Raw genomic sequence first — 21,761 nt, 5'->3', positions numbered from 1 at the left:
GGGGCAATCGACGAGGAGATCATGCCCAAGAATGGGCGCTTTCACCTCGTAAAATGCGAAACATCCGCCCATCTGAGTGCATGTTTCCCAGGAACGTCCGCAGTCTTGCCGGCTGGTCCTTTTTGCACTTTTTGTTAACGACCCATGACGTTTATCTCATACGCGCAGAATTTCGAAGACGTCATGCTCTGGCGAGCACTCAAGCACGTGCCGGCCGGAAAGTACATCGACGTGGGCGCCCAGGACCCCGTCGTCGACTCGGTCAGCAAGGCGTTCTACGAACACGGCTGGCGCGGCATCCATGTCGAGCCGGTCCCTCGCTATGCGGACATGCTGCGCCGCGATCGCCCCGATGAAACGGTGTTGCAACTGGCGTTATCGGACGAAGCGGGCATCCTCGAACTCAACGTGTTCGAGGACACCGGCCTGAGCACCGGCGTCAAGGAGTTTGCGGACAGCCACCGCACACAGCACGGCCTCGCGCACCGCACCGTTGCGACGCCGATGCTGCCGATGCGCACCGCTTTCGCATCGCTCGCGGGGCAGCCGGTGCACTGGCTCAAGATCGACGTCGAGGGACTCGAAGAGGCAGTGCTGCGCGGCTGGGACAGCGAAGTGCTTCGGCCCTGGATCATCGTCATCGAAGCGACCGTGCCGATGTCGACCGAAGTCCGCTACCAGGGCGCGGAAGACATCCTGTTGGACGCCCGCTACGAATTCGTCTACTTTGACGGCCTCAATCGCTTCTATATCGCGGCCGAGCATTCTGAGCTGAAAGCGGCCTTCTCTTCACCGCCCAATGTGTTCGACGGGGTGCGCCTCAGCGGCTTGGCCAACTCTGAGCTATGCAGAGGGTTGCTGGAGGCCCATCGCGCCGAGATGGACAAGCTCGGCGAAACCATCCGAGTGCAGCGAAGCGAGGCCCTCGAAGCACTGGCCGAGGCAAGGGCTCAGGCTCAACGAAGGCAAAGCGAAATCGAGGCACAGGCCCAGCGCGACGTGCAGATCGCGTCCGCCGCACTACAGCTGGCCGAATTGCAACGCAGCGCGGTTCAGCATCGGCTCGATGCCGTCCTGCACAGCTCGTCCTGGCAAATCACCGCCCCCATGCGCTCGGTTGGCACACTGTGCCGACGGCTACTTTCCGCGTTCCGTGAGGGCCGGTTGACCAGCGGCATCAAGCGCCGCATCAAATCTGTCCTGCGCATCTGCGCCCTCGCCGTGATGCGGCACCCGACGCTCAAGAGTGGCCTGCTGGCCGTCCTGAAGCTCGTGCCCCCCCTGCACCGGCGGCTGCGCGCCATGCTCGCGCCTCCGCCCGCCGCACCACAGGGTGGCTCGCTGCCAGGCGACACCCTGTCGGCGATGTCGCCCGCCACGCGCGCCGTATACCTGGCACTGAAGGCAGCCAACGGACGCGAATGAGAGCGCCGCGCGCGCCGGTTTCCGCGCTGCCCCCGACCCCACATCACAAAGCCAAACGCTCGGAGTACTGCAAATGATCATCGTCACTGGAGCGACAGGCTTCATCGGATCGAATCTGGTCGCCCATTTGAATCAACTGGGCCACACCGACATCGTCATCGTCGACTGGCTCGGTACCGGCGAGAAATGGAAGAACATCGCCAAACACCGCTTCGTCGAGTTCGTCTTTCCGCAGGATTTTCCGGCCTTTCTCGAGAAGAGCAGCGGCGCAGTGGAGGCCGTGTTTCACCTAGGCGCCATCTCATCGACGACCGCAACGGATGGCGACGAAGTCGTAAGCAACAACATCCAGTTCTCGATGAATCTTTGGAACTGGTGCGCCGCCCGGCAGGTGCCCTTCTTCTATGCATCGTCGGCCGCGACCTATGGAGACGGCGATCAAGGATTCGACGACACGCAGGACATCGCCCCGCTTCGCCCGCTGAACCTGTACGGCTGGTCCAAGCAGGCGTTCGACCGCTGGGCGCTCGGACAGGCGGAAAAGGGCGCCGCCCCTCCTCGCTGGGCCGGCTTCAAGTTCTTCAACGTGTACGGCCCGAACGAATATCACAAGGCCGACATGATGAGCATCGTCGCGAAGAACCACTCCCGCGTGATGGCCAAGGAGCCCATCCACCTCTTCAAGTCGCATCGCCCCGACTTCAAGGACGGCGAGCAACTGCGCGACTTCGTTTACGTGAAGGACTGCTGCAAGGTCATGTCGTGGTTCATGGCCGGCGCGCGCCAGAACGGCGTCTACAACCTCGGCACGGGTTCAGCCCGCTCGTTCCGCGACCTCATCGAGGCTGTGGGCACGGCATGCGGCATCAAGCCGGACATCCAGTACGTGCCCATGCCCGAAAACCTTCGCGGCAAGTACCAGTACTTCACGCAAGCGGCCATGCAGAAACTTCGCGCAGCAGGGTACGACGACGGCTTCTACTCCCTCGAAGAGGGCGTGGCCGACTACGTCCAAGGCTATCTCAACACGCCCGACAAGTTCGCCTGATATGCAGCAGCCTTCTTCCTCCTCCGCAAAGCCGCGCATCCTAGTCGTCGGCGACATCATGCTCGATCGCTATGTGATCGGCGAGGTGTCGCGGATCTCGCCGGAAGCGCCGGTTCCGGTGCTGGCCGCCACGCACGACGAAAATCGCCCAGGAGGTGCCGCGAACGTTGCGGCCAACATCGCAGCCATGGGCGGGGATGCAACGCTGCTGGCCATCGTCGGCGAAGATGGAGCATCGGTTGAACTTGAACGTTCGTTGCAGTCCTATGGCGTCACTGCGCTCTTCGTGAAAGATCCGCTGGCAGCCACCACACAGAAGACTCGACTTGTTGTTGGCACTCAGCAGATCGCGCGCGTCGATCGAGACGTGCGCCCGACCGCGTTAACCCAAGCGAGACTGCTCGAGGAGTTTCTTCGGCACGCTGCCGGGTATGACCTGATCGTGTTTTCCGACTACGCCAAGGGTGCGCTCGATCGGCTGCCGGAGTTTTTGAAGGCTGCATCGCAGCGCAGTATCCCGACGCTGGTGGATCCCAAGCGCAACGCGAGCGAGTTCTACCGTGGCGCCTCGCTGCTCAAGCCGAACAACAGCGAATTCATCGGCCTTTTCGGTGCCTACGACTCCGACGAAGATCTGGCGATCAAGGGACGTCAAGCGCTGCAGGATCTCCAGCTTCAGCATCTGGTGATCACCCGGGGCGCGAGAGGCATGGTGGTCGTAAGCCAAGAGGGCGGAACGAGCTTCATGCCGACGCGCGCTCGCGATGTGTTCGATGTCTCCGGTGCCGGCGACACCGTGCTGGCCGCGCTTGCACTTGAGCTCGCGGCGAAAAAACCCATCGCAGAAGCGGTACATGCAGCAAATATCGCAGCAGGCATCGCGGTATCCCACTCCGGCACCTACGTTGTCAGTCAGCAGGACATCGCAGCCGAAATCACGGAAATGGATGCCGATCGCCCCAAAATATTGAGTGAGCAGGTACTGAAAGCTGCAATTGCGCAGAAAAGGCTTCAAGGCAAGAAGATCGTCTTCACCAACGGATGCTTCGACATTCTTCATCCGGGTCATGTCCGATTGCTGAAGGCAGCACGAGCCCTTGGGGACGTGTTGGTCCTGGCCATCAACTCGGACGACTCGGTCCGGCAATTGAAAGGTCCCAAGCGCCCCATCAATCCGTTTCTTCACAGGGCCGAAGTGCTCGCCGGTTTGAGTTCCGTGGACTACATCGTCGAGTTCGACGCACCAACGCCGCTCGAAACAATCAAGCTCGTGATGCCGGATGTGCTCGTGAAAGGTGGGGACTACCCCGTCGCTGAGATCGTCGGCTATGCAGAAGTCACGGCTCGGGGCGGACGAGTGCTAGCGCTCGACTTTCACTCAGGCTTCTCGACGACTCGTATCGTCGAGGAGATCGAGAAGGCCAAGAGTTCATGAAGCAGGCCCGGAGCTTCGATGAACTGAGAGCCTTAAGTGGGAACTGGCTGAGCCGCGAGGCGCTGCCAGCATGGATCGAAAACGGGTACGACCAACGGTTGGAGCTGTTTCACGAACGATTGAGCTTCTCGGCCCAGCCCTTGTCCGACCTGCCGCGGCGACTGATGGTGCAGTGTCGGCAACTCTACGTTCTCGCTCAACTCACTTGCCGCGGCATGCGCGACGATCGCGCACTCATCGCGCAGACTTGGGAAAGCGTAAAGCGATATTTCTATCGTCCGGCGCTTTCTCACCGCTGGGCCTTTTCCATTGATCCCGATGGAGACGTTGCAGATCCACGTTGCGATACCTACACGCTCGCTTTCCTGCTGTTCACGCTGGCATGGCTGTATCGCGTTCAGCCGAACCAGGATTACCTCGATCGGGTCGACGAGGTGCTGACATTGCTCGACGGGCCACTGGCCGCATCAAGCCATGGATTGATCGACGCGGTGCCAAGGCCCGATGGATTTTTGCGCCAGAACCCACATATGCATCTGCTGGAGGCATTCCTCGAACTGCATGAATCCACGGGCAGGGCAGATTATCTCGACCGAGCATGCGCGCTCCATGCACTTTTTTCATCGCGCATGCTGTGGCGCGCTCAAGAAGCGCTGCCAGAACTGCATGACGACGACTGGCAACCGGCCCGTCCGGACGACAACTGGTATGAACCGGGCCACCATTTCGAGTGGGTATGGCTACTCCGACGTTTGTCAAAGGCAACAGGTATTGATGTCGACCAAGACGTCCGTCTGCTCTTGTCCCGGGCGATTGCCGAGGGCATCGATGCCGAAGGCTTTGCGATCGAGCGCGTCGGAATTCACAACCAGTCGGCGTGGAACAGCCGGCGATTGTGGGGGACCTGCGAGTATCTGAAGGCCTGCGCGGCCGAGGCTGAAGCCGCACCAAGTGAATCCGAAGCGTGGCGCAGCCGCGCGAACTCGGCACTGGCAGCGATACACGACCACTTCTTGCAAACGGCGTACCACGGCCTCTGGAACGACAGACTCGACGCCGATGGCAGCAGGCTTTCGGCCGACGTCCCAGCCAGTAGCCTCTACCACCTGGTTCTCGCAATCATGGAATGCGAGCGCGTGTTCGGCCGCGTCGTCCCCCCTTCCCGTCCCGAGCCTGGGCGGATGCGTGCACTTTTCCTCGACCGGGACGGCGTCATCAATGTCGATACCGGCTATCCGCGCAAACCTGCAGATATCACCTTTGTCGAAGGCGCCATGGAAGCGATCCAGCAGGCCCAGACATATGGTTATCGGGTGGTGGTCGTGTCGAACCAGTCGGCGATCGCACGGGCCTATGCGACGGAAGCTGAAGTCATGCAGCTGCATAGCTGGATGGCGAAACAACTCGAAGCCCAAGGCGCCGTCGTTGATGCTTGGTACCACTGCCCGTTTCATCATGAAGCACAAAACCCGGTTTACTTGCATCCGGATCATTTCGACAGGAAGCCCAATCCAGGGATGATTTTGCGTGCGGCGCAAGATCTGAACATCGACCTCACACGATCTCAAATGATCGGAGACAACCCGTCCGATGTGGAGGCGGCGCGCCGCGCCGGCGTGTCAGGCCACCTTTTCACTGGCGGTAATCTTGCGTTGTTTGCAAGGGAAGTTCTGATGCCTCGACCGATCTCCGAGGCCTCGAAATAGAGCGGTTCGAATAATTTCAAGCGATGCGAATAATCATTGACATGCAGGGAGCCCAGACCGAAAGCCGATTCCGTGGAATCGGCCGATACAGTCTGTCTTTGGCATTGGGGATCGCCCGAAATGCTGGAAAACATGAAGTCGTGCTGGCCCTGAGCGGGCTTTTCCCCGATTCGATCAAGCCTATCCGGGACGCCTTCCGCGGCATCGTGCCGCAGGAGAACATTCGAGTTTGGCAAGCTTCCGGGCCTACGCGCGAACTTGACTCGCGAAACACAGGGCGCCGCCGTGTCGCAGAGAAGATCCGCGAGGCATTCCTTGCATCCCTGAAGCCCGATGTAGTCTTGATCACAAGCCTGTTCGAAGGGCTGGGGGACGATGCGGTGGTCAGTGTCGGGGCGTTCGGCTCAAATATTCCGACCGCGGTCATCCTCTATGACCTGATTCCGCTAATCAATCCCGACATCCATTTCCGGTCCAGCCAGCTGCATCAAAGCTACTACGCGCAAAAGATCGAATATCTCAAGCGCTGCAAGCATCTGCTGGCAATCTCGGAAAGTGCCCGGCAGGAAGCTTTGACCGCACTGGCGGTAGGCTCCGAGCACGTCACAAATATCTCTGGGGCGTGCGACAAGACTTTCGTGAGGATGACGTTGTCTGCCGAGCAGCAATCCGCGCTTCGCACCCGCCTGAATATCTCGCGTCCTTTCGTCATGTATACGGGTGGCGCGGACGAACGAAAAAACCTGTCGCGCTTGATCGAGGCGTACGCGGCGTTGCCCCGGACAATTCGCGACGTGCACCAACTGGTGTTCGCGGGCCGCATGCCTGCCGAGGAAGTCCAAAAGCTGCAGGCTCGAGCCAGCCGGAGCGGCATCGCTCCCGGCGAGCTCGTGTTCACTGGCTACATCTCCGACAGCGATCTGCTCGCGCTGTACAACATCTGCCGACTCTTCATTTTTCCCTCGACACACGAAGGCTTCGGCCTGCCGCCGTTGGAGGCAATGACATGCGGTGCAGCCGTGATCGCGGCGCATAGCACGAGCCTTCCCGAAGTGATAGGCATGCCGGAGGCCATGTTCGACCCCCTGTCGATCGCCGGCATCAGCGACAAGATGCGGCATGCGCTGACCGACGAAGCGCTGCGCCAACGTCTGCTTCAAAACGGCGCCCGTCAAGCCGAGGTGTTCTCATGGGACAGAAGTGCACTCAAGGCACTGGAAGCGCTCGAGGCCTTTGATACGAAGAAGAAGGAGCAAGGTCCGCTCTCGCTGGTCCGCGTTGAGAAGACCGGACTCTTTGGAGGCACCAAGAAACGGATCCTGCTGCTCAAACTGGATCATTTTGGCGATCTGATCCTGGCCGCACCCGCCATTGCCAAGCTCAAGGCGCGCTATCCCCATGCGAGCATCGATATTGCCGTTGGAAGCTGGAACGTGGAGCTTGCGAAGAAGTTTCCATTCTTCGACCGCGTCCATGCGCTGGACTATTTCAAGAAAAAATCTGCCGATCAAGCGTCTATCGCTGCGAATGAACTCCAATCCTTTGCGGAGGGACTCGATCGTTATGACATTGCCATCGATTTACGCCGGCAAGGTGATACACGGTTCGTACTTCAGAGCGTCCGCGCCGATTTGAAGGTTGGCTACAAGACTTTCAACGATGCCATTGACCAGCAACTGAGCATTGTGCTCGATGCGGCACGCGATGATGCCTTCGTCGAGACGTGGATGAATCGCACGCATATCAGCTTGCAGATGATTGCGCTGATCGATGCATTGCCCAGCGATCCCAACGATTTCATCAAGCTTCCTCCACTCACGGAGCGGGCTTCGGGCTGGCACGGTGGCATCGCTTTGTTCCCCTATGCAGGCAATGACGTAAAGGAATGGAGTGTCAACCGTTATCGCGCGCTTGCAGAAAAACTGGCGGCCGATGCGCGCGTCGAGGCCGTCAACATTTTCTTCGCATCAACGCCTGAGGCCAAGCGGTATGCATTTGGCGGCTCGAACAAGATCAAGGTGCAGGCAGGACTCAGCATTCCCGACCTTCTGACGTCGCTGGCAGCGAATTCCATCTGCATCGCAAACAATTCCGGGGGCGCTCATCTGGCCGGCTACCTCGGTTTGGCGGTCCTGGGGATCTATGGCGGCCACGAGACTTTTCAGGAATGGGCGCCAGCATTTGGAGAGAGTTACGTAATCCACAGGGACGTTGAATGCTCACCCTGCCACCTCGCAAGAAAAGCCGACTGCCGCAACGCCTTCATGTGCCTGGACGACGTCACAGTCGATGACGTTCACGGATGCGTCATTGAGGCAATCGATGCGCTGTCCTCGGGACAGGCACACGGCGAGCACGATGTGATCGCGCCGTCTCCACGCGTGGAGTCGAACAGGTCCATAAAACAGCGCCTGATCGAAGAGATAGGCAATTTGGCCGACGGGCTGGAAGAGCACGACATCGCGGCAACTGCGCAGTGCATCACCGCCAGCATCAAGCCGGACGGCTTGGGCAAACGGCTGTTCGTCGACGTCTCTGAACTGGTCAATCGAGACTCCAAGACAGGCATTCAACGCGTCGCGCGAAGCATTCTTGACGAGTTGCTCAAGAACCCACCCGTAGGCTACGAAGTCTTGCCGGTGTACGGAACGATGGACAAAACCGGGTATTTTCTGGCGACCGAACTCAAATGCAGATTCTTAGGGAAAGAAAATGCGTTTGGCGTGGAAGATGAGGCGATCGATTTCTACAACGGGGACGTCTTTCTGGGCCTTGACTACCAGCCGGAAATCGTTCCTAGGCAACAAGCCACCCTGGATGAAATGCACCGCAGGGGAGTTGGCGTTGTGTTCGTCTTGTATGACTTGCTGTGCGTTCGACTGACGCAATATTTCTCCGAGCCAGTGAGCCACGCATTTAAACAGTGGCTGAAGACAATCACACGATATGACAAAGTCTTGTGCATTTCCAAAGCGGTGGCCGACGATCTGACATCCTGGATCAAGGAACAAGGAAATGAAGGCAGCAATGATCGGCTGAATGTCGGCTGGTTCCATTTGGGAGCAGACATAGAAAACTCTCAGCCCACGCTCGGCGTGCCTGCGGATGCCGAACAAGTTCTAGACGCACTGAGGGCACGCCCGTCTTTCCTGATGGTCGGAACCGTCGAGCCGCGAAAAGGGCACATCCAGACCTTGAAGGCATTTGAATTGCTCTGGCGCCGAGGCGTTGACGTCAATCTGGTATTGGTTGGCAAGCATGGCTGGCTGTCCGAGGAGGCAACTAGGCAAATTCGCAACCACGATGAGATCGGCAAGCGCTTCTTCTGGCTTGATCGTGCAAGCGACGAGTACCTGGAAAACATCTATGGCGCGTCGGCCTGCCTGATCGCTTCGTCGGAAGGCGAAGGCTTCGGACTTCCCCTCATCGAAGCCGCGCGCCATGAGTTGCCCATCATTGCAAGGGACTTGGCTGTGTTTCAGGAAATTGCCGGGGACCACGCTTTCTATTTCAGTGGAGCTCTCCCGGACGATCTCGCTCAGGCTGTGTCAGCTTGGCTAGAATTATTCAAGGATCAGGCCCAGCCCAAGTCGGCAGGTATCCCGTGGCTGACATGGCAGCAGAGCACACAGCAGCTTTTGACCTTCGTACGCCAACCGAGCTCGGACGTTGATGCGCAACGCCACTCCACCAACCCACAGGCTGTGCGTGAGCACCCTATTTCACTTCAAAACCATTGAGAAGAGTTGACCTATGAGCAAGCGTGCTGTTGTTACCGGAATCACAGGCCAGGACGGCGCTTATCTCGCCGAGTTGTTGCTGTCCAAAGGCTACACCGTCTACGGCACGTATCGCCGGACCAGTTCGGTGAATTTCTGGCGCATTGAAGAACTCGGCATCGAGAGCCATCCCAATTTGCAGTTGGTCGAGTACGACCTGACTGATCTGGGCAGTTCGTTGTCACTGATCCGCGATACCGCGCCTGACGAGGTCTACAACCTTGCCGCACAAAGCTTCGTAGGTGTCAGCTTCAACCAGCCCGCCGCCACGGCGCAAATTACTGGCGTGGGTGCACTCCACCTGCTCGAAGCCATTCGCCTGACGAACACCAAGATCCGCTTCTACCAAGCCTCGACCTCTGAGATGTTCGGCAAGGTCCAGGCTGTTCCGCAGATCGAGGACACGCCCTTCTATCCACGCAGCCCTTACGGCGTCGCCAAGCTCTATGCGCACTGGATGACGATCAACTACCGCGAGAGCTACGACATCTTCGGCTGCAGCGGCATCCTGTTCAATCACGAGAGCCCGCTGCGCGGTCGCGAATTCGTGACCCGCAAGATCACCGACAGCGTGGCCAAGATCAAGCTTGGCAAGCTCGACGTGCTGGAGTTCGGCAACCTTGACGCCAAGCGCGACTGGGGCTTCGCCAAGGAATACGTCGAAGGCATGTGGCGCATGCTGCAGGTCGATGAGCCGGATACCTACGTGCTCGCAACCAACCGGACCGAAACGGTTCGCGATTTCGTGAGCATGGCGTTCAAGGGTGCAGGCATCGTCGTCGAGTTCAGGGGAACCGGCGAGGGTGAGTCGGCTGTGGATACCGCAACCGGCAAGACAGTGATGCGCGTGAATCCGAAGTTCTACCGTCCGGCCGAGGTCGAGCTGCTGATCGGAAACCCGGCCAAGGCGCACGAAAAACTCGGCTGGAAGCCACAGACCACACTGGAACAGCTGTGCCAGATGATGGTCGAGGCGGACCTCGAGCGGAACAAGAAGGGCTTCTCGTTTTGAAGATCTTCCTGACCGGTGCCGAGGGGTTCACCGGCCGCCACTTCTCCGAGCGCGCTGCCGCGGCAAGGCACGAGGTAGTGCCTATGCGAGCCGACCTGACGAACCGGGAGGCGCTGGAGCGCGAAGTGCTCGCAGTCGAACCTGAGGTCGTTGTGCATCTGGCAGCCATCAGCTTCGTTGGCCACGCGGACAGTAGCGCGTTCTATGCAGTGAATGTGGTCGGCACGACGAACCTGCTCGAGGCTCTCACGCGGCTGCCTTCGGCTCCGCATCGCGTGCTGCTGGCCAGCAGCGCCAATATCTATGGCAACAGCGAACTATCACCGCTGACCGAGAGCCAGCAGCCCGCGCCGGTCAACCACTATGCGATGAGCAAGCTGGCCATGGAGCACATGGCCAGAACCTTCGCGGAGCGACTGAACCTCGTGATCGCGCGGCCATTCAACTACACCGGACGCGGCCAGGATATCAACTTCGTGATTCCCAAGCTCGCCAAGCATTTCGCCGAACGGGCGGATTGCATTGCGTTGGGTAATCTCGACGTGGAACGTGAATTCAACGATGTCCAGATGGTGTGCGACGCATATCTGTACTTGATGGAGTACGGCCGCCCCGGTGAAGCCTACAACGTGTGTTCGGGCCAGCCACACACGTTGCGGGAAGTCATCGGGTGCTTCGAGCGACTCACCAACCACCACATGGACGTCGAGGTCAACCCCGCGTTCGTGCGGAAGAACGAAGTGCACAGGCTTTGCGGAAGTCCCGATAAGCTCAACGCGCTGCTACGCGACTGCGGCTTCGACCTGGCCCCTCCGACACTGGAAAACACGCTGGCTCGGATGCTCTGACCCTCCCTCATCACGGCGGAGAAAGTATTGCGCGCCGCATCCGCAACTTGTCCACAAATTTCCGTAAGCCGCCAATAAACCATGCCCTTACGCGTAGTGCCGGAACCGGTGTGCGCGGGGCGGTCTACAGTCTCTTGGAGGTATGCCTAGTCTGGTGAGAGTGCTGGATTGCGCCAGCCCTGAACACCATCGACGCTGATCAGTGGCTTCCCGTCGATGAGTCCTAGGATGGCCGCGCGCTCCATCTCCAGCCGCCATCCTGCGCCAAGAAGGGTCTCATAGAGACGCCCTTCGATTTGCTTCGAGTGCGTGCCAATGAGCATGTAGGCAATCTTCTCGTTGAGGATTGGCAAGCAACCATCTACGAGGTCTGCTTCCCCGCCTTGAATGTCGATGTGCAGCAAGTCGATACGCCGGTAATTGGCGGCCAACCGTGAGATCGGGACCATGGGTAGCGCCTCGTGGCTGCCAGATTCGACCGCTTCGCGTTCTTGTGATTCAGTGGCGCCGAACACGGGCTCCAAGCCCCACTTTTCACCAGCAAGGGATTGGCGCGGAAAGAGAGCAATGCCTGACTGTGCCGCTGCGATGCCATGATGCAGCTCGATTTGCTCTGGGCTAAATCCGTTAGTTGCAAGCGATTCTTCAGCGAAGCCGATGTGACCTTCATCGCCTTCGGCACCGATAAGGTGTACTTTACGGCTGACTCTTCGGGCCGCGACCCCGGTGTTGTTCATCCAGCATCCCCATCCGCAACCCAATTCGATCATCGTGAAGGTATCGCGCGAAAGATCCACCGCACGAAGCGCCGCCCCCCATTCGGCCACGTCTGCATGCCAATTTGCAGGGATTGGAATCCCCTCCACTTCGCCGGCACGATCTTGAAGAATGCCAGGAAAGAACTTCGGGTTTATGCGCACGCCTAGGAAATTGGTCAGGTGTCCGGGCATCGGTTCGAGGTCGTGCGCGGCGTAGCGATGCATGGCGTCAACGGCATCGAAGGTTGATGAGTAATGCCAAAAGGGGCTGCGTGCAGCAACTGCCTCTTTCTTTGCGGCCGCCAGTTCGGCCTGATAGGTGGCTTTCTCAACTTGAGCAAGGTCGTATGCCATCTGCAGAGATTTTCTGCTGTCATACAGACGCCGTAGCGGCGGCAACTGAAGCGCCAGGTCTTTGAGCATGTACTTGTCCTTCTCCAAAGTTATGGGTCGGCGAAGATCCGGCTACAAAGGTTCGACGCTGAATTGGTCGGAGTGTATGCCCCGCAGGTACGCCTCACTCGTAGAGCGCATTAGGCGGGATGGGCGTCAGGGTTGAACGGATTTCTTGCCGCTGCTGGCAAGCTGCCCGACCAACTCGCCGCCTTCATTGCCGCAGTCCGCCGAACCAGCCACGTGGTCGAAAGTTTAGCTTCTTGCTTTTTTCGGCCTGAATCGGCCGGATTTCACATTTGTTGCAAGAAGAGAACGCGGCGTCTTGTGTCAGTTGCTTAAGAATGCGTACGCATGAAGGTTTCAGAAGCAGCAGGGACGAACTTGGACTATTTGGTGGCGAAGGCGGAGGGGTTGATGCCGAGCATCGATCTCTACGGCGGAGAGTTCACTTGCCTTGCAAGAAGATCGGTGTATGACCGTGCAACTCCATTTCAGCCATCTTCAAGTTGGCAAGACGCGGGGCCAATCATTGATCGCGAACGCATCTGTTTACGATGGCTGGGGTGGGGCGGCAGTTGGAAATGCATCGCTATCAAACATGGAATAGAGCTTGTCGAGGCGACTGGAGAGAACTCGATGATCGCAGCCATGAGGGTCTATGTTATTTCTCTGTTTGGCGACATGCCGCTTGCGCCTCCGATTGCTCCTGCCAGTTCAGAGCAGACCGTATTCCAACATTTGATTGGCAAGACGGGAAAGTAGTGCGCACTTGGCCGTCGATGGTGGTCCTGTCCGCGCAAGATCGCTGATCAATGCCCTGCCTTGGCTGGACTCACCCCAAAGCGCTCTCGGGGTGCGACAATCAAAAAAAACCAGAGGGTGATGATCGATGAAGAACTTGGCGAAGGCTGCGTTGCGTCCAGTGTGGTGGCGCATCCGGGACAAGCTCGAGACTATCTCAGTTTCCAGATCGCAAGCCCTGGAGCGGCAGATCAAGGTGTTGGATCGGGAGGTGAATGCATTGCGGCACCAGGTGCATCTTCAGTCGCTTCGGCTGGACGAGTCCTCCCATTTCATGTTCGCCTCTGACCCCAGCCTTTCGCCGAGCGCTCCTGATAAGCCGTTCATGGCTGTGTCAAATTGCCAAGGAGTCGATTTCCACCACCCGCGCTACCTGCAGCTGTGCAAGCTGCTTGCGATGCGTCCGCAGTTTCATCGGAAGCAATGGGAGTGGGTCTACGTACTGCATCAGCTACTTGAGGCTGGAGTACTCAAACCAGGAGCGCGTGGCTTGGGATTCGGTGTGGGTAAGGAGCCCTTGCCAGCCGCATTCGCTTCGATGGGTGTTGATGTGACTGCGACCGACGCGCCGATGGATGTGAGCCGGGTGGAGGCATGGAGCGCGACAGGGCAGCACAGTGGGTCAGTCGATCAGCTACTGAACTCCAACATCGCACCCGATGATCTTGTACGTTCGAAGGTGTCGCATCGGGCATGTGACATGAATCACATCGACCCCGCACTTCAAGGCTACGACTTCAACTGGTCGTCGTGCTGTTTCGAGCATCTGGGCAATATCGAACTGGGTCTGCAGTTCGTTGTCAATGCGGTTGAAAAGACACTCCGAGTCGGTGGAGTGGCTGTGCATACAACAGAGTTCAATGTGTCTTCCAACGAAGACACGGTCACTGAAGGCGACACGGTGATCTTCCGCTTGCGAGACATGGAAGAACTCGTCAGGCGTCTCCGCGATCGCGGACACGAAGTGCAGCCGTTCATCATTGGGCCCACCGCGCACGCACTGGACTATCACGTCGACGTGCCGCCATATGCCCAAGATGTCCACCTCAAGCTTCGGATCGCGAACTACGTTGCTACGTCCGCTGGAATTGTTGTTCGTCGCGGCGGCACACACTGACTCTCACGTTAACGAAACTGCTTTATCGCCAGCTGTCCATTTGTGATGCCACCGAGTGAATCACCGATGGACGGTAGCCCGCCAAGTAAGTTGCTTGCTCTGTATTGAGCGTCGCCTTGTCCTCCGCCCGGGGGATTTTGTCGTTTCAGAGCCTCTTGCGAGTAGCGATATAGGTCACGCCCATTGCGTTATGAAAGTCGTGCTTCTCAACGTCCCAGCCAAGCTCGTCGAGTAGGTCGAGGATGTAGCTCTCGCGAAACGAAAGTTCAAGCCAGCCGAACTGCCGGATGCAATAGATCGCCTGGCTGTCAGGGTTGATGCCCCATGGATATGGCAACGCGTTGTTGATGGTTTCCCCTGCCAGTACGAGCTTCCCGCCTGGCTTGAGGATCTTGGGAATGGCCTTTAGAAGCCTGACATGGTCTTCGCAGTGATGGAAGCATTCGAAGAAGAGCACAGCGTCGAACTGCTGATCGATCGTTTCGGCGTCAAAGAAGCTGCCAACTCTGAGCTCTGCTTCCAGGTCGAGCGCCTTGGTTCGTCGCCGAACCATTTCAACGAAGTTCGGCGCGATGTCGATGCCCGTGACCTTGTACCCAGACATTGCCAGTTGCACCGTTGTGTTGCCCCAGCCAAAACCGAACTCGAGAACAGTCGATCCTGGTCTCAGATCCATCGCATGAATGACGTGGCCGAGGGCCATTAGCATGTTGCCGATTGCTTTGGCGTTGCCTCCTGCATAGGGGACTGGTTTTCGAGTGTAGCTTTCTAGATCGTAGTCAGTCTCTTCGCTGCTGACGTTGTACGAAGGGCGGTTTGCTATTTGGGCGTACGTGTCCATGACCCAGCGCATATATTCTTCAGACTCAGGCGCTGCTGCAGTGGGTTGAATATCAAGCCAGAAGTCGCTCAGCGCCCGATCGTAGTCTTCTGACTTTGCCTCCCAGAGTCGATGGATGCAGGCAACTTCCGCGTCGACCTCCAATAGCTGAATTTTTCGCTTCTTGCTAAATGTCTGGATGGCTTGGAACTCTTCGGATTCACGCACGGAGTTCTCGAACTCTTCGCTTGTCCGGTGTGCCGCAAGCTGAGAGGCGATCACTTCTTCATTTCCCGGTTTGCGTCTCAACAGGTCATGATAAATTTTGATCAGCTGATCCCGGGTAAAGGTTCGCGGCGCTTCTGCCCGGTCAACCGGCCGTGTTGCCGCCTCTTGGCGCAGCCGATATTCCTCTGATCCTCGGAGTGACGCGATAAGCGCGGCAGCGCTTTCGTGAGCCGAGCGATGCGAACTAATTACCGCCTCTGATTCCGGCTCTCTGCCCAAGAGGGCCACATAGGCATTAACTATCTCTTCTCGAGTCAACATGGGTCCAGTCCTTTTGCGTTGCATGTTACTTGCTGAGGCTGAAGCAATGCTTCGGGACGAGGCAGTTTTGAGCATGCGAATGAGTGCGACACGCACCTCATCGCCGCGCGCGGAGCCTCAGGCCAGCCAAGATCCTGCAGCTGCCGCCCGAAGCACGAGTACGCTAGGCGCCGATCCCCTCGATCTGCTCGCTTAGTCGACTGATGAAGCTGCAGGAGCGATCGGCAGTCGAGCTAGGGAAGGTCTTATATGGGCGCCTCCCGGATCGCAAGGACGTTGATGCGTGATGGGGCTGGAGGCTGGGCTGCAGTCTTATATCCGGCCTGTTCTGCAGGCTGGCAAGCCTGCTGGCCCTGATGGCATTCGCTGACGAGACTCCCATCTGAACATCGAGCTCAAGGCTCAACTTCCCTACCGGAGTGCTCCCGTCCCGGTCCGACCTGTCTGGCCCATCACACTGTGGCGTCGCTCGCTCTCCTAAACTGTGTCAGTCAATCGGTTACGCGGCTTGCCATGATGCGGCTCGCCATTCCTGTCCACGAGCGAGTACGGCCCAGATCGTTCGAGCGATCTTGTTGGCTGCGTATTTCGGGGCATCGTGACCGCCGATTTCGGCATCGTGACCGGTCATTCCGGCGCATCGTGACCGGTCCGCGTTTCGGACCATCGTGACCGGCCGTTTCGGCGTTCATGACCGCCGGTCCGGAGCCTTCCTGAGGAGGCGCCCGGGCGTCGGCGGCGCTGCGTAGAGAACTCAACCCCTGGGCACCGTAGCCTCGGCGGCTTTGCCGTCGAAGGAGCGGGATGCCCAAGCAACGAATGTCTCTACCCATGATCAAGGATGTCATCCGCCTGAAGTGGCACGCCCAGCTCTCTTACGAGCAGATCGCCACTACCCTCAAGGTCTCCAAAGGCGTCGTCGCCAAGTACGTCAGCCTGGCCACAGTCGCCGGCCTGGACTGGGAGAGCGTGCAGCATTGGAACGAGCGGCAGCTCTCGAGCGCGCTGCTTCCCCGGGCCTCCACCTCGCAGCCCTTCGTCGAACCCGACTGGGGCCGCATTCATCGGGAGCTCGACCGCAAGGGCATGACGCTCATGCTGCTGTGGCAGGAGTACGTGGCCGCCCATCCCGATGGCCGCACCTGGCGCTACACGCAGTTCTGCGAGCACTACAAGGAGTTCGCCCGCACGCTCAAGCGCTCCATGCGCCAACACCGGCGCGCCGGCGAGAAGCTGTTTATCGACTTCGCCGGCCCCACCGTGCCACTGAGTGACGGCGCCCGCGCCCAGGTGTTCGTCTCGGCCATGGCCGCCTCCAGTTACGTCTTCGCCTGCGCCACCCCGGCCCAGCGCCTGGATGACTGGATCGACTGCATGGTGCGTGCGTTGCACTTCTACGGCGGTGTGCCGCAGTTGATCGTGCCGGACAACGCACGCGCGGTCATCGCCTCGCCCGACCGCTACGAACCACGCGCTAACGACACCGTGCTCGACTTCGCCCGCTACTACGGTACCTCGGTGCTGGCCGCCCGCCCACGAACCCCAAGGGATAAGGCCACTGCCGAGTCTTCAGTGCAAGTCGTCACCCGTTGGGTGCTGGCGCGGCTGCGCCACCATCGCTTCGACACCGTCGCCCAGGTCGATACCGCCATCACCGAGCTGCTATCGAGCGTGAACGACCGGCCGTTCCAGAAGCTGCCCGGCAGCCGCGCCAGCGTGTTCGCCGAACTGGATGCGCCGGCTCTGATGGCGCTGCCGCGCCAACCCTATGAGCTTGCCCGCTTCAAGACGGTGAAGGTCCACATCGACTACCACGTCGAGCTGGAGGGCCACCGCTACAGCGTGCCTCACGCGCTCGTCGGCCAGACCCTGGAGGCGCGCCTCACCCGCCACGGCGTAGAGCTGCTGCTGCGCGGCCAGCGCGTGGCCGCCCACGCCCGCAACGAGCGCCGCGGCGGCTACACCACGGTGGAGGCCCACATGCCCGCTGCCCACCGCGCCCACCTGGAGTGGACGCCTCAGCGTCTGATCGATTGGGGGCAACGCATCGACATGGCCTGCGGCGAACTCATCACCCGGCTGCTGCAGACCTACAAGCATCCCGAGCACGGCTACCGCTCCTGCCTGGGACTGCTGAACCTGTCGCGCCGATATGGCGAGGCACGGCTGGAGGCGGCCTGCGAACGGGCCCTCGCACTGGGCGCCTTCCGCTACCGCCATGTGCGCGACCTGCTGGCCAACAACCGTGACCAGGTGCCGCTGAATGCCGAAGCCGAATGGACCAGTCCGACGCACGCCAACCTGCGCGGACCGGGCTACTACCAGTGAGGACGACCGACCTCACCAGCCCAGAGCCCACCATGAACTCATCCAATCCATTGCACCCACACGCCATGCTCAACAACGCCACCCTGACCCAACTGCGCGCACTCAAGCTGCAGGGCTTTGCCGACGCCTTGCAGCAGCAGCAAGAACAGGCCGACTGCCTGAACCTGTCGTTCGACGAGCGACTGGCCCTGCTGGTCGAGCGCGAGGTCTATGCCCGAGGTGACCGCAAGCGGGCCCGGCTGCTGCAGCGTGCCCAGCTGAAGTACCCCACGGCTACCTTGGAGGACGCCAGCTTCGAGGCGGTGCGCGGCATCGACAGGTCCACCTTGATGGGCGTCGCACTGTCGACCTGGATCGAGCGGGGCGAGACGCTGACCTTCGCCGGCGCCACCGGGCTGGGCAAGACGTGGTTGGCCTGCGCGCTGGCCCAGTACGCCTGTCGCCAGGGGCACTCGGCGCTGTACTTGAGGGTGCCACGTCTGGCCGAGGAGCTTCGCATCCTCCACGGCGCAGGCACCTTCCGACGTTGGCTCGAACAGCTTGCCAAGGTCGACGTGTTGATCCTGGACGATTGGGGAACGGGTCCGATGGACAGTGTCACCCGGGGTGACCTGCTGGAGGTCATTGATGACCGGGTGGGCCACCGCGCGACGATCATCACGCACCAGTTGCCCATCGAGCATTGGCACGCCTGGCTGGGCGACGCCACCATCGCAGACGCCATCCTCGACCGATTGATGCAAAGCTGCCGGCGCTTCAATCTCGAGGGCGAGTCGCGTCGCACAGGCAAGGCCGCGCGGGCAGCAGCCAAGTCAACAAAGGCAGTTCAGGAGGCCAGCCAATGATCTGATCGAATCTGACCCCCTAAACTCTGCCCCCTGCGCAGCACCGCCATCGACCTGGGCGGTCACGATCACCGAAACGCGTGGTCACGTTGCCGAAATGACGCCGAATTCACCCCTCGGCGTGCCGGTCACGATGGGCCGAAATGGGCGGTCACGTTCGCCGAAATACGCATTGGCCACTGCAGCGACCACAACGCTGTAGGGCCTTCGCTTGAGCAGCGCAGCAAGCCACGGCCATGTGGTTGCTCGATCCGACCGGACGATCGCTCGGGCTCCGTGCATCAACAGAGTTCGCAAGTAGATGTCGCCTCGCTTGCTTATTCCAAGCTGCCGCACATGCCCGCCCGTGCCGGTTTGCCGCGGCACCAGACCGATCCAGGCAGCGAACTCCCGACCATCTTTGAACGCCGTTGGCGAGCCCATGCTGGAGACGACCGCCGTGGCCGTCATGAGCCCGACGCCGGGAATCTCGGCCACTGCCTTGCAGGCACTACTCTGGCGAAGCTGCTGCGCGAGGCGACGCTCGATTGCTCCGATGTCGGCCTGCAGTTGCCCGATGCGCCGCACTTGTTCATGCAGGCTGTCGATCAGTATCGAAGGCAATCGTTGTTGCGCCTGCTCTAACGCTGTCGGCAACTCCTTCATCAACGCCTGATGACCTTCGGGCAACACGATTCCGAACTCATAGAGAAGCCCGCGCAGCTCATTGGTCTGCATGATGCGTATCTTCATCAACTGCGCTCGCACACGGTGCAGCGCCAGAACCACTTGCTGCGCCTCGCTCTTGAGAGCGACGAAGCGAGCGCCAGGCTGGCGAGCGGCCGTCCAGATCGCCTGCGCATCAGCGGCATCGGTCTTGTTCCGTTGCACGAACGGTCGCACCATCTTCGGCGGCAACAGTCGGGCCTCGTGTCCGAGCTTTACCAACTCGCGACCCCATTCGTGCGCGCCGCCACACGCCTCCATTGCAATTAGTGCGGGTTGCCTGGCGGCGAACCACTCGAGCATCTGCGAGCGCTTCAGCTTCAACCGCTCGATGCTGCCGGTGTCGGCATCGACCCAGTGCAGCTGGAACACCTTCTTGGCGATATCGATTGCAATGACGTTAAGCTCCATGATGGATCCTCCGATCAGTGGTTGAACGCAACCTCCACTCTGGCACAACGATGCCGCTGCGGAGGACCCACCTCCTCGCGGCGCTCGCTGGTCAGCCAAAGAGGGAGGCGCCCATGCCATCTGAGCAGGTCACAAATTGGCGTGCGCTGAGGGCCGATGGTGTGCATGGTGATGAACCGCATCGCCGGATGCCTCGAAGCGACAAGACCTGCCCCTCATCCAGCGCCCTCAGACTGAGGCTGTGTGAAAACGCATTGAATCCGTGAATACCGTCGCCTAGATTGAGACAACGCCACGAACTGGGTTGCCACATGAAGCGATTCATCGAGCCAGGGGATCGAAGCCAGACCACGCTGCTGCCAGAGTGCCTTGACGACTACATCTCAGAAGAGAACCCCATCCGCGTAGTCGATGTCTTTGTCGATGAACTCAAGCTCTATCAGCTCGGCTTTGAAGGCGCGGAACCTGCGGCCACCGGGCGGCCGTCGTATCACCCCTCAGTGCTGTTGAAGATCTACATCTACGGCTATCTGAACCAAGTGCAATCCAGTCGACGCCTGGAGCGTGAGGCACAGCGCAATGTGGAGTTGATGTGGCTGACCGGGCGCCTGGCCCCTGATTTCAAGACTATCGCGGACTTCCGCAGAGATCATGGTGACGCTATTCGTCTGGTGTGCCGAGAGTTCGTTCTTTTGTGCCGCCGGCTCAAGCTATTTGCCGACGGCGTCATCGCCGTGGACGGAAGCAAGTTCAAGGGCGTCAACAACCGCGACAAGAACTTCAACGAGCACAAGCTCCAGGTGCGGATGCAGCAGCTCGAGCAGAGCATCGGCCGATACCTTGCCGAACTTGATCGAGCTGACCGAGATCCAGCGATGGTTCTCCCCGAGCGTGTTGCGCGCCTCCAGGAAAAGGTAGCCAAGATCAAAGGACAGATGCGTGAAATCTCTGCCATCGAGCGGCAGCTTCAGTCCACGCAAGAGCGACAGATCTCGCTGACCGATCCGGATGCCCGCTCGATGGCGACCAGCCGACTTGGCTCAGCAGTCGTAGGCTACAACGTCCAGGCCGCGGTCGATGCAAAACACCACATGATCGTCGCCCATGAGGTGACCAACGCAGTAACCGATCGAGGCCAACTGGCCGCCATCTCCAAGGCGGCTCAAGAGGCCATCGAACACCCCAAACCAATCGTGCTGGCGGATCGAGGCTACTTCGAAGGCTACGGGATTCTGGAGTGCGAACGTGCGGGCATTGCGACACTTGTCCCGAAGCCCTTGACGTCGAACAGCAAGTTCGAGGGCAGATTCGACAAGCGAGACTTCGTCTATGACAAGCGACGGGATGTGTACCGGTGTCCGGCGGGCGAGATCGCAATCTACCGCTTCACCGCCATTGAGGACGGCAAGGCGTTGCGCAAGTACTGGACATCAAACTGTGGCGGCTGTCACTTGAAGCCGCAGTGCACCCCGGCGCCAGCCAGGCGCATCAGTCGATGGGAGTACGAGGAGGTCCTGGAAAAGGTCCAGGCACGTCTAGATGCTGCGCCCGAGGCCTCAAAGTTCAGGCAACGAACGATCGAACACGTGTTCGGCACCCTGAAAGCGTGGATGGGGGCCACGCACTTCCTGACGAAGACCTTGCCGAACGTGAAAACCGAGATGAATCTGCAGGTTCTGGCCTACAACCTCAAGCGAGCAATCAAGATCCTCGGCGCAAGTACCCTGATTGCAGAGATGAAGTCGTAGGAGCCGACTCGCGTCTTGTCGAGACGGCCG

The 21,761-nt window shown here is 59.6% G+C and carries 15 protein-coding genes; 12 read left to right on the top strand and 3 right to left on the bottom strand.

Going from position 1 to position 21,761, the window contains the following annotated elements; all coding sequences use genetic code 11:
• Positions 1-144: 144 nt before the first annotated feature.
• The 7 genes from ACTG4X_RS05810 to ACTG4X_RS05780 all read left to right on the top strand — a co-directional run bounded on the left by ACTG4X_RS05810 (position 145) and on the right by ACTG4X_RS05780 (position 11,253).
• The gene (locus tag ACTG4X_RS05810; protein ID WP_440533412.1) at positions 145-1,425 is read left to right on the top strand and encodes an FkbM family methyltransferase; all 1,281 of its coding nucleotides are present in this window, start codon (positions 145-147) and stop codon (positions 1,423-1,425) included.
• Positions 1,426-1,498: 73 nt separating this feature from the next.
• Positions 1,499-2,473 (top strand): ADP-glyceromanno-heptose 6-epimerase, encoded by a 975-nt coding sequence (gene rfaD / locus ACTG4X_RS05805; protein ID WP_440533411.1) that lies wholly within the window; start codon positions 1,499-1,501, stop codon positions 2,471-2,473.
• Position 2,474: 1 nt separating this feature from the next.
• Complete coding sequence (hldE, locus tag ACTG4X_RS05800) at positions 2,475-3,908, top strand: bifunctional D-glycero-beta-D-manno-heptose-7-phosphate kinase/D-glycero-beta-D-manno-heptose 1-phosphate adenylyltransferase HldE (RefSeq protein ID WP_440533410.1); 1,434 nt, start codon at positions 2,475-2,477, stop codon at positions 3,906-3,908.
• Positions 3,905-5,614 carry an HAD-IIIA family hydrolase gene (locus ACTG4X_RS05795; RefSeq protein ID WP_440533409.1) on the top strand — a complete coding sequence of 570 codons (1,710 nt, stop codon included), beginning with the start codon at positions 3,905-3,907 and terminating at the stop codon, positions 5,612-5,614. The genes hldE and ACTG4X_RS05795 overlap by 4 nt, the downstream gene beginning before the upstream one ends.
• 23 nt (positions 5,615-5,637) lie before the next feature.
• The gene (locus tag ACTG4X_RS05790) at positions 5,638-9,354 is read left to right on the top strand and encodes a glycosyltransferase (protein ID WP_440533408.1); all 3,717 of its coding nucleotides are present in this window, start codon (positions 5,638-5,640) and stop codon (positions 9,352-9,354) included.
• 13 nt (positions 9,355-9,367) lie between these two features.
• Entirely contained in the window at positions 9,368-10,405 is a 1,038-nt protein-coding gene (gene gmd, locus ACTG4X_RS05785) for a GDP-mannose 4,6-dehydratase (protein WP_440533407.1), read from the top strand.
• A complete protein-coding gene (locus tag ACTG4X_RS05780) occupies positions 10,402-11,253 on the top strand; it encodes a GDP-mannose 4,6-dehydratase (RefSeq protein ID WP_440533406.1) in 852 nt (283 codons plus the stop codon). Before gmd ends, ACTG4X_RS05780 begins: the two co-directional genes overlap by 4 nt.
• 146 nt (positions 11,254-11,399) lie before the next feature.
• Here ACTG4X_RS05780 and ACTG4X_RS05775 read toward each other — a convergent pair whose 3' ends face one another.
• Complete coding sequence (locus tag ACTG4X_RS05775; RefSeq protein ID WP_440533405.1) at positions 11,400-12,434, bottom strand: class I SAM-dependent methyltransferase; 1,035 nt, start codon at positions 12,432-12,434, stop codon at positions 11,400-11,402.
• Positions 12,435-12,758: 324 nt separating this feature from the next.
• Here ACTG4X_RS05775 and ACTG4X_RS05770 point away from each other — a divergent pair, with 324 nt between their 5' ends.
• Together ACTG4X_RS05770 and ACTG4X_RS05765 are read left to right on the top strand one after the other, a co-directional pair.
• A complete protein-coding gene (locus ACTG4X_RS05770) occupies positions 12,759-13,169 on the top strand; it encodes a phage protein NinX family protein (protein ID WP_440533404.1) in 411 nt (136 codons plus the stop codon).
• Between the two features lie 127 nt (positions 13,170-13,296).
• Positions 13,297-14,325 carry a hypothetical protein gene (locus tag ACTG4X_RS05765; RefSeq protein WP_440533403.1) on the top strand — a complete coding sequence of 343 codons (1,029 nt, stop codon included), beginning with the start codon at positions 13,297-13,299 and terminating at the stop codon, positions 14,323-14,325.
• A gap of 145 nt (positions 14,326-14,470) precedes the next feature.
• Here ACTG4X_RS05765 and ACTG4X_RS05760 read toward each other — a convergent pair whose 3' ends face one another.
• Entirely contained in the window at positions 14,471-15,694 is a 1,224-nt protein-coding gene (locus tag ACTG4X_RS05760; protein ID WP_440533402.1) for a class I SAM-dependent methyltransferase, read from the bottom strand.
• Positions 15,695-16,498: 804 nt separating this feature from the next.
• Here ACTG4X_RS05760 and istA point away from each other — a divergent pair.
• Positions 16,499-18,022 carry an IS21 family transposase gene (gene istA / locus ACTG4X_RS05755; RefSeq protein WP_440533401.1) on the top strand — a complete coding sequence of 508 codons (1,524 nt, stop codon included), beginning with the start codon at positions 16,499-16,501 and terminating at the stop codon, positions 18,020-18,022.
• Between the two features lie 65 nt (positions 18,023-18,087).
• Positions 18,088-18,867 (top strand): IS21-like element helper ATPase IstB, encoded by a 780-nt coding sequence (gene istB, locus ACTG4X_RS05750; RefSeq protein ID WP_440532734.1) that lies wholly within the window; start codon positions 18,088-18,090, stop codon positions 18,865-18,867.
• An 84-nt stretch (positions 18,868-18,951) separates the two neighbouring features.
• Here istB and ACTG4X_RS05745 read toward each other — a convergent pair whose 3' ends face one another.
• Positions 18,952-19,983: an IS110 family transposase gene (locus ACTG4X_RS05745; protein ID WP_440533400.1), complete on the bottom strand. Its 1,032-nt coding sequence runs from the start codon at positions 19,981-19,983 to the stop codon at positions 18,952-18,954.
• A gap of 311 nt (positions 19,984-20,294) precedes the next feature.
• Here ACTG4X_RS05745 and ACTG4X_RS05740 point away from each other — a divergent pair, with 311 nt between their 5' ends.
• Entirely contained in the window at positions 20,295-21,731 is a 1,437-nt protein-coding gene (locus tag ACTG4X_RS05740; protein WP_440533399.1) for an IS1182 family transposase, read from the top strand.
• The last annotated feature ends 30 nt before the right edge of the window (positions 21,732-21,761 follow it).

It is taken from the genome of Variovorax sp. YR566 (assembly GCF_051992195.1).
GTDB lineage: Bacteria > Pseudomonadota > Gammaproteobacteria > Burkholderiales > Burkholderiaceae_C > Variovorax.
This window is presented reverse-complemented; position numbering and strand designations above follow the sequence as displayed.

Coding starts and splice junctions, on each gene's coding strand:
- ACTG4X_RS05765 (WP_440533403.1), top strand. CDS start 13,297: ATGAAGAACTTGGCGAAGGCTGCGTTGCGTCCAGTGTGGTGGCGCATC.
- ACTG4X_RS05795 (WP_440533409.1), top strand. CDS start 3,905: ATGAAGCAGGCCCGGAGCTTCGATGAACTGAGAGCCTTAAGTGGGAAC.
- ACTG4X_RS05775 (WP_440533405.1), bottom strand. CDS start 12,434: ATGCTCAAAGACCTGGCGCTTCAGTTGCCGCCGCTACGGCGTCTGTAT.
- ACTG4X_RS05760 (WP_440533402.1), bottom strand. CDS start 15,694: ATGTTGACTCGAGAAGAGATAGTTAATGCCTATGTGGCCCTCTTGGGC.
- ACTG4X_RS05770 (WP_440533404.1), top strand. CDS start 12,759: ATGAAGGTTTCAGAAGCAGCAGGGACGAACTTGGACTATTTGGTGGCG.
- ACTG4X_RS05790 (WP_440533408.1), top strand. CDS start 5,638: ATGCGAATAATCATTGACATGCAGGGAGCCCAGACCGAAAGCCGATTC.
- hldE (WP_440533410.1), top strand. CDS start 2,475: ATGCAGCAGCCTTCTTCCTCCTCCGCAAAGCCGCGCATCCTAGTCGTC.
- rfaD (WP_440533411.1), top strand. CDS start 1,499: ATGATCATCGTCACTGGAGCGACAGGCTTCATCGGATCGAATCTGGTC.
- gmd (WP_440533407.1), top strand. CDS start 9,368: ATGAGCAAGCGTGCTGTTGTTACCGGAATCACAGGCCAGGACGGCGCT.
- ACTG4X_RS05810 (WP_440533412.1), top strand. CDS start 145: ATGACGTTTATCTCATACGCGCAGAATTTCGAAGACGTCATGCTCTGG.
- istB (WP_440532734.1), top strand. CDS start 18,088: ATGCTCAACAACGCCACCCTGACCCAACTGCGCGCACTCAAGCTGCAG.
- istA (WP_440533401.1), top strand. CDS start 16,499: ATGCCCAAGCAACGAATGTCTCTACCCATGATCAAGGATGTCATCCGC.
- ACTG4X_RS05740 (WP_440533399.1), top strand. CDS start 20,295: ATGAAGCGATTCATCGAGCCAGGGGATCGAAGCCAGACCACGCTGCTG.
- ACTG4X_RS05745 (WP_440533400.1), bottom strand. CDS start 19,983: ATGGAGCTTAACGTCATTGCAATCGATATCGCCAAGAAGGTGTTCCAG.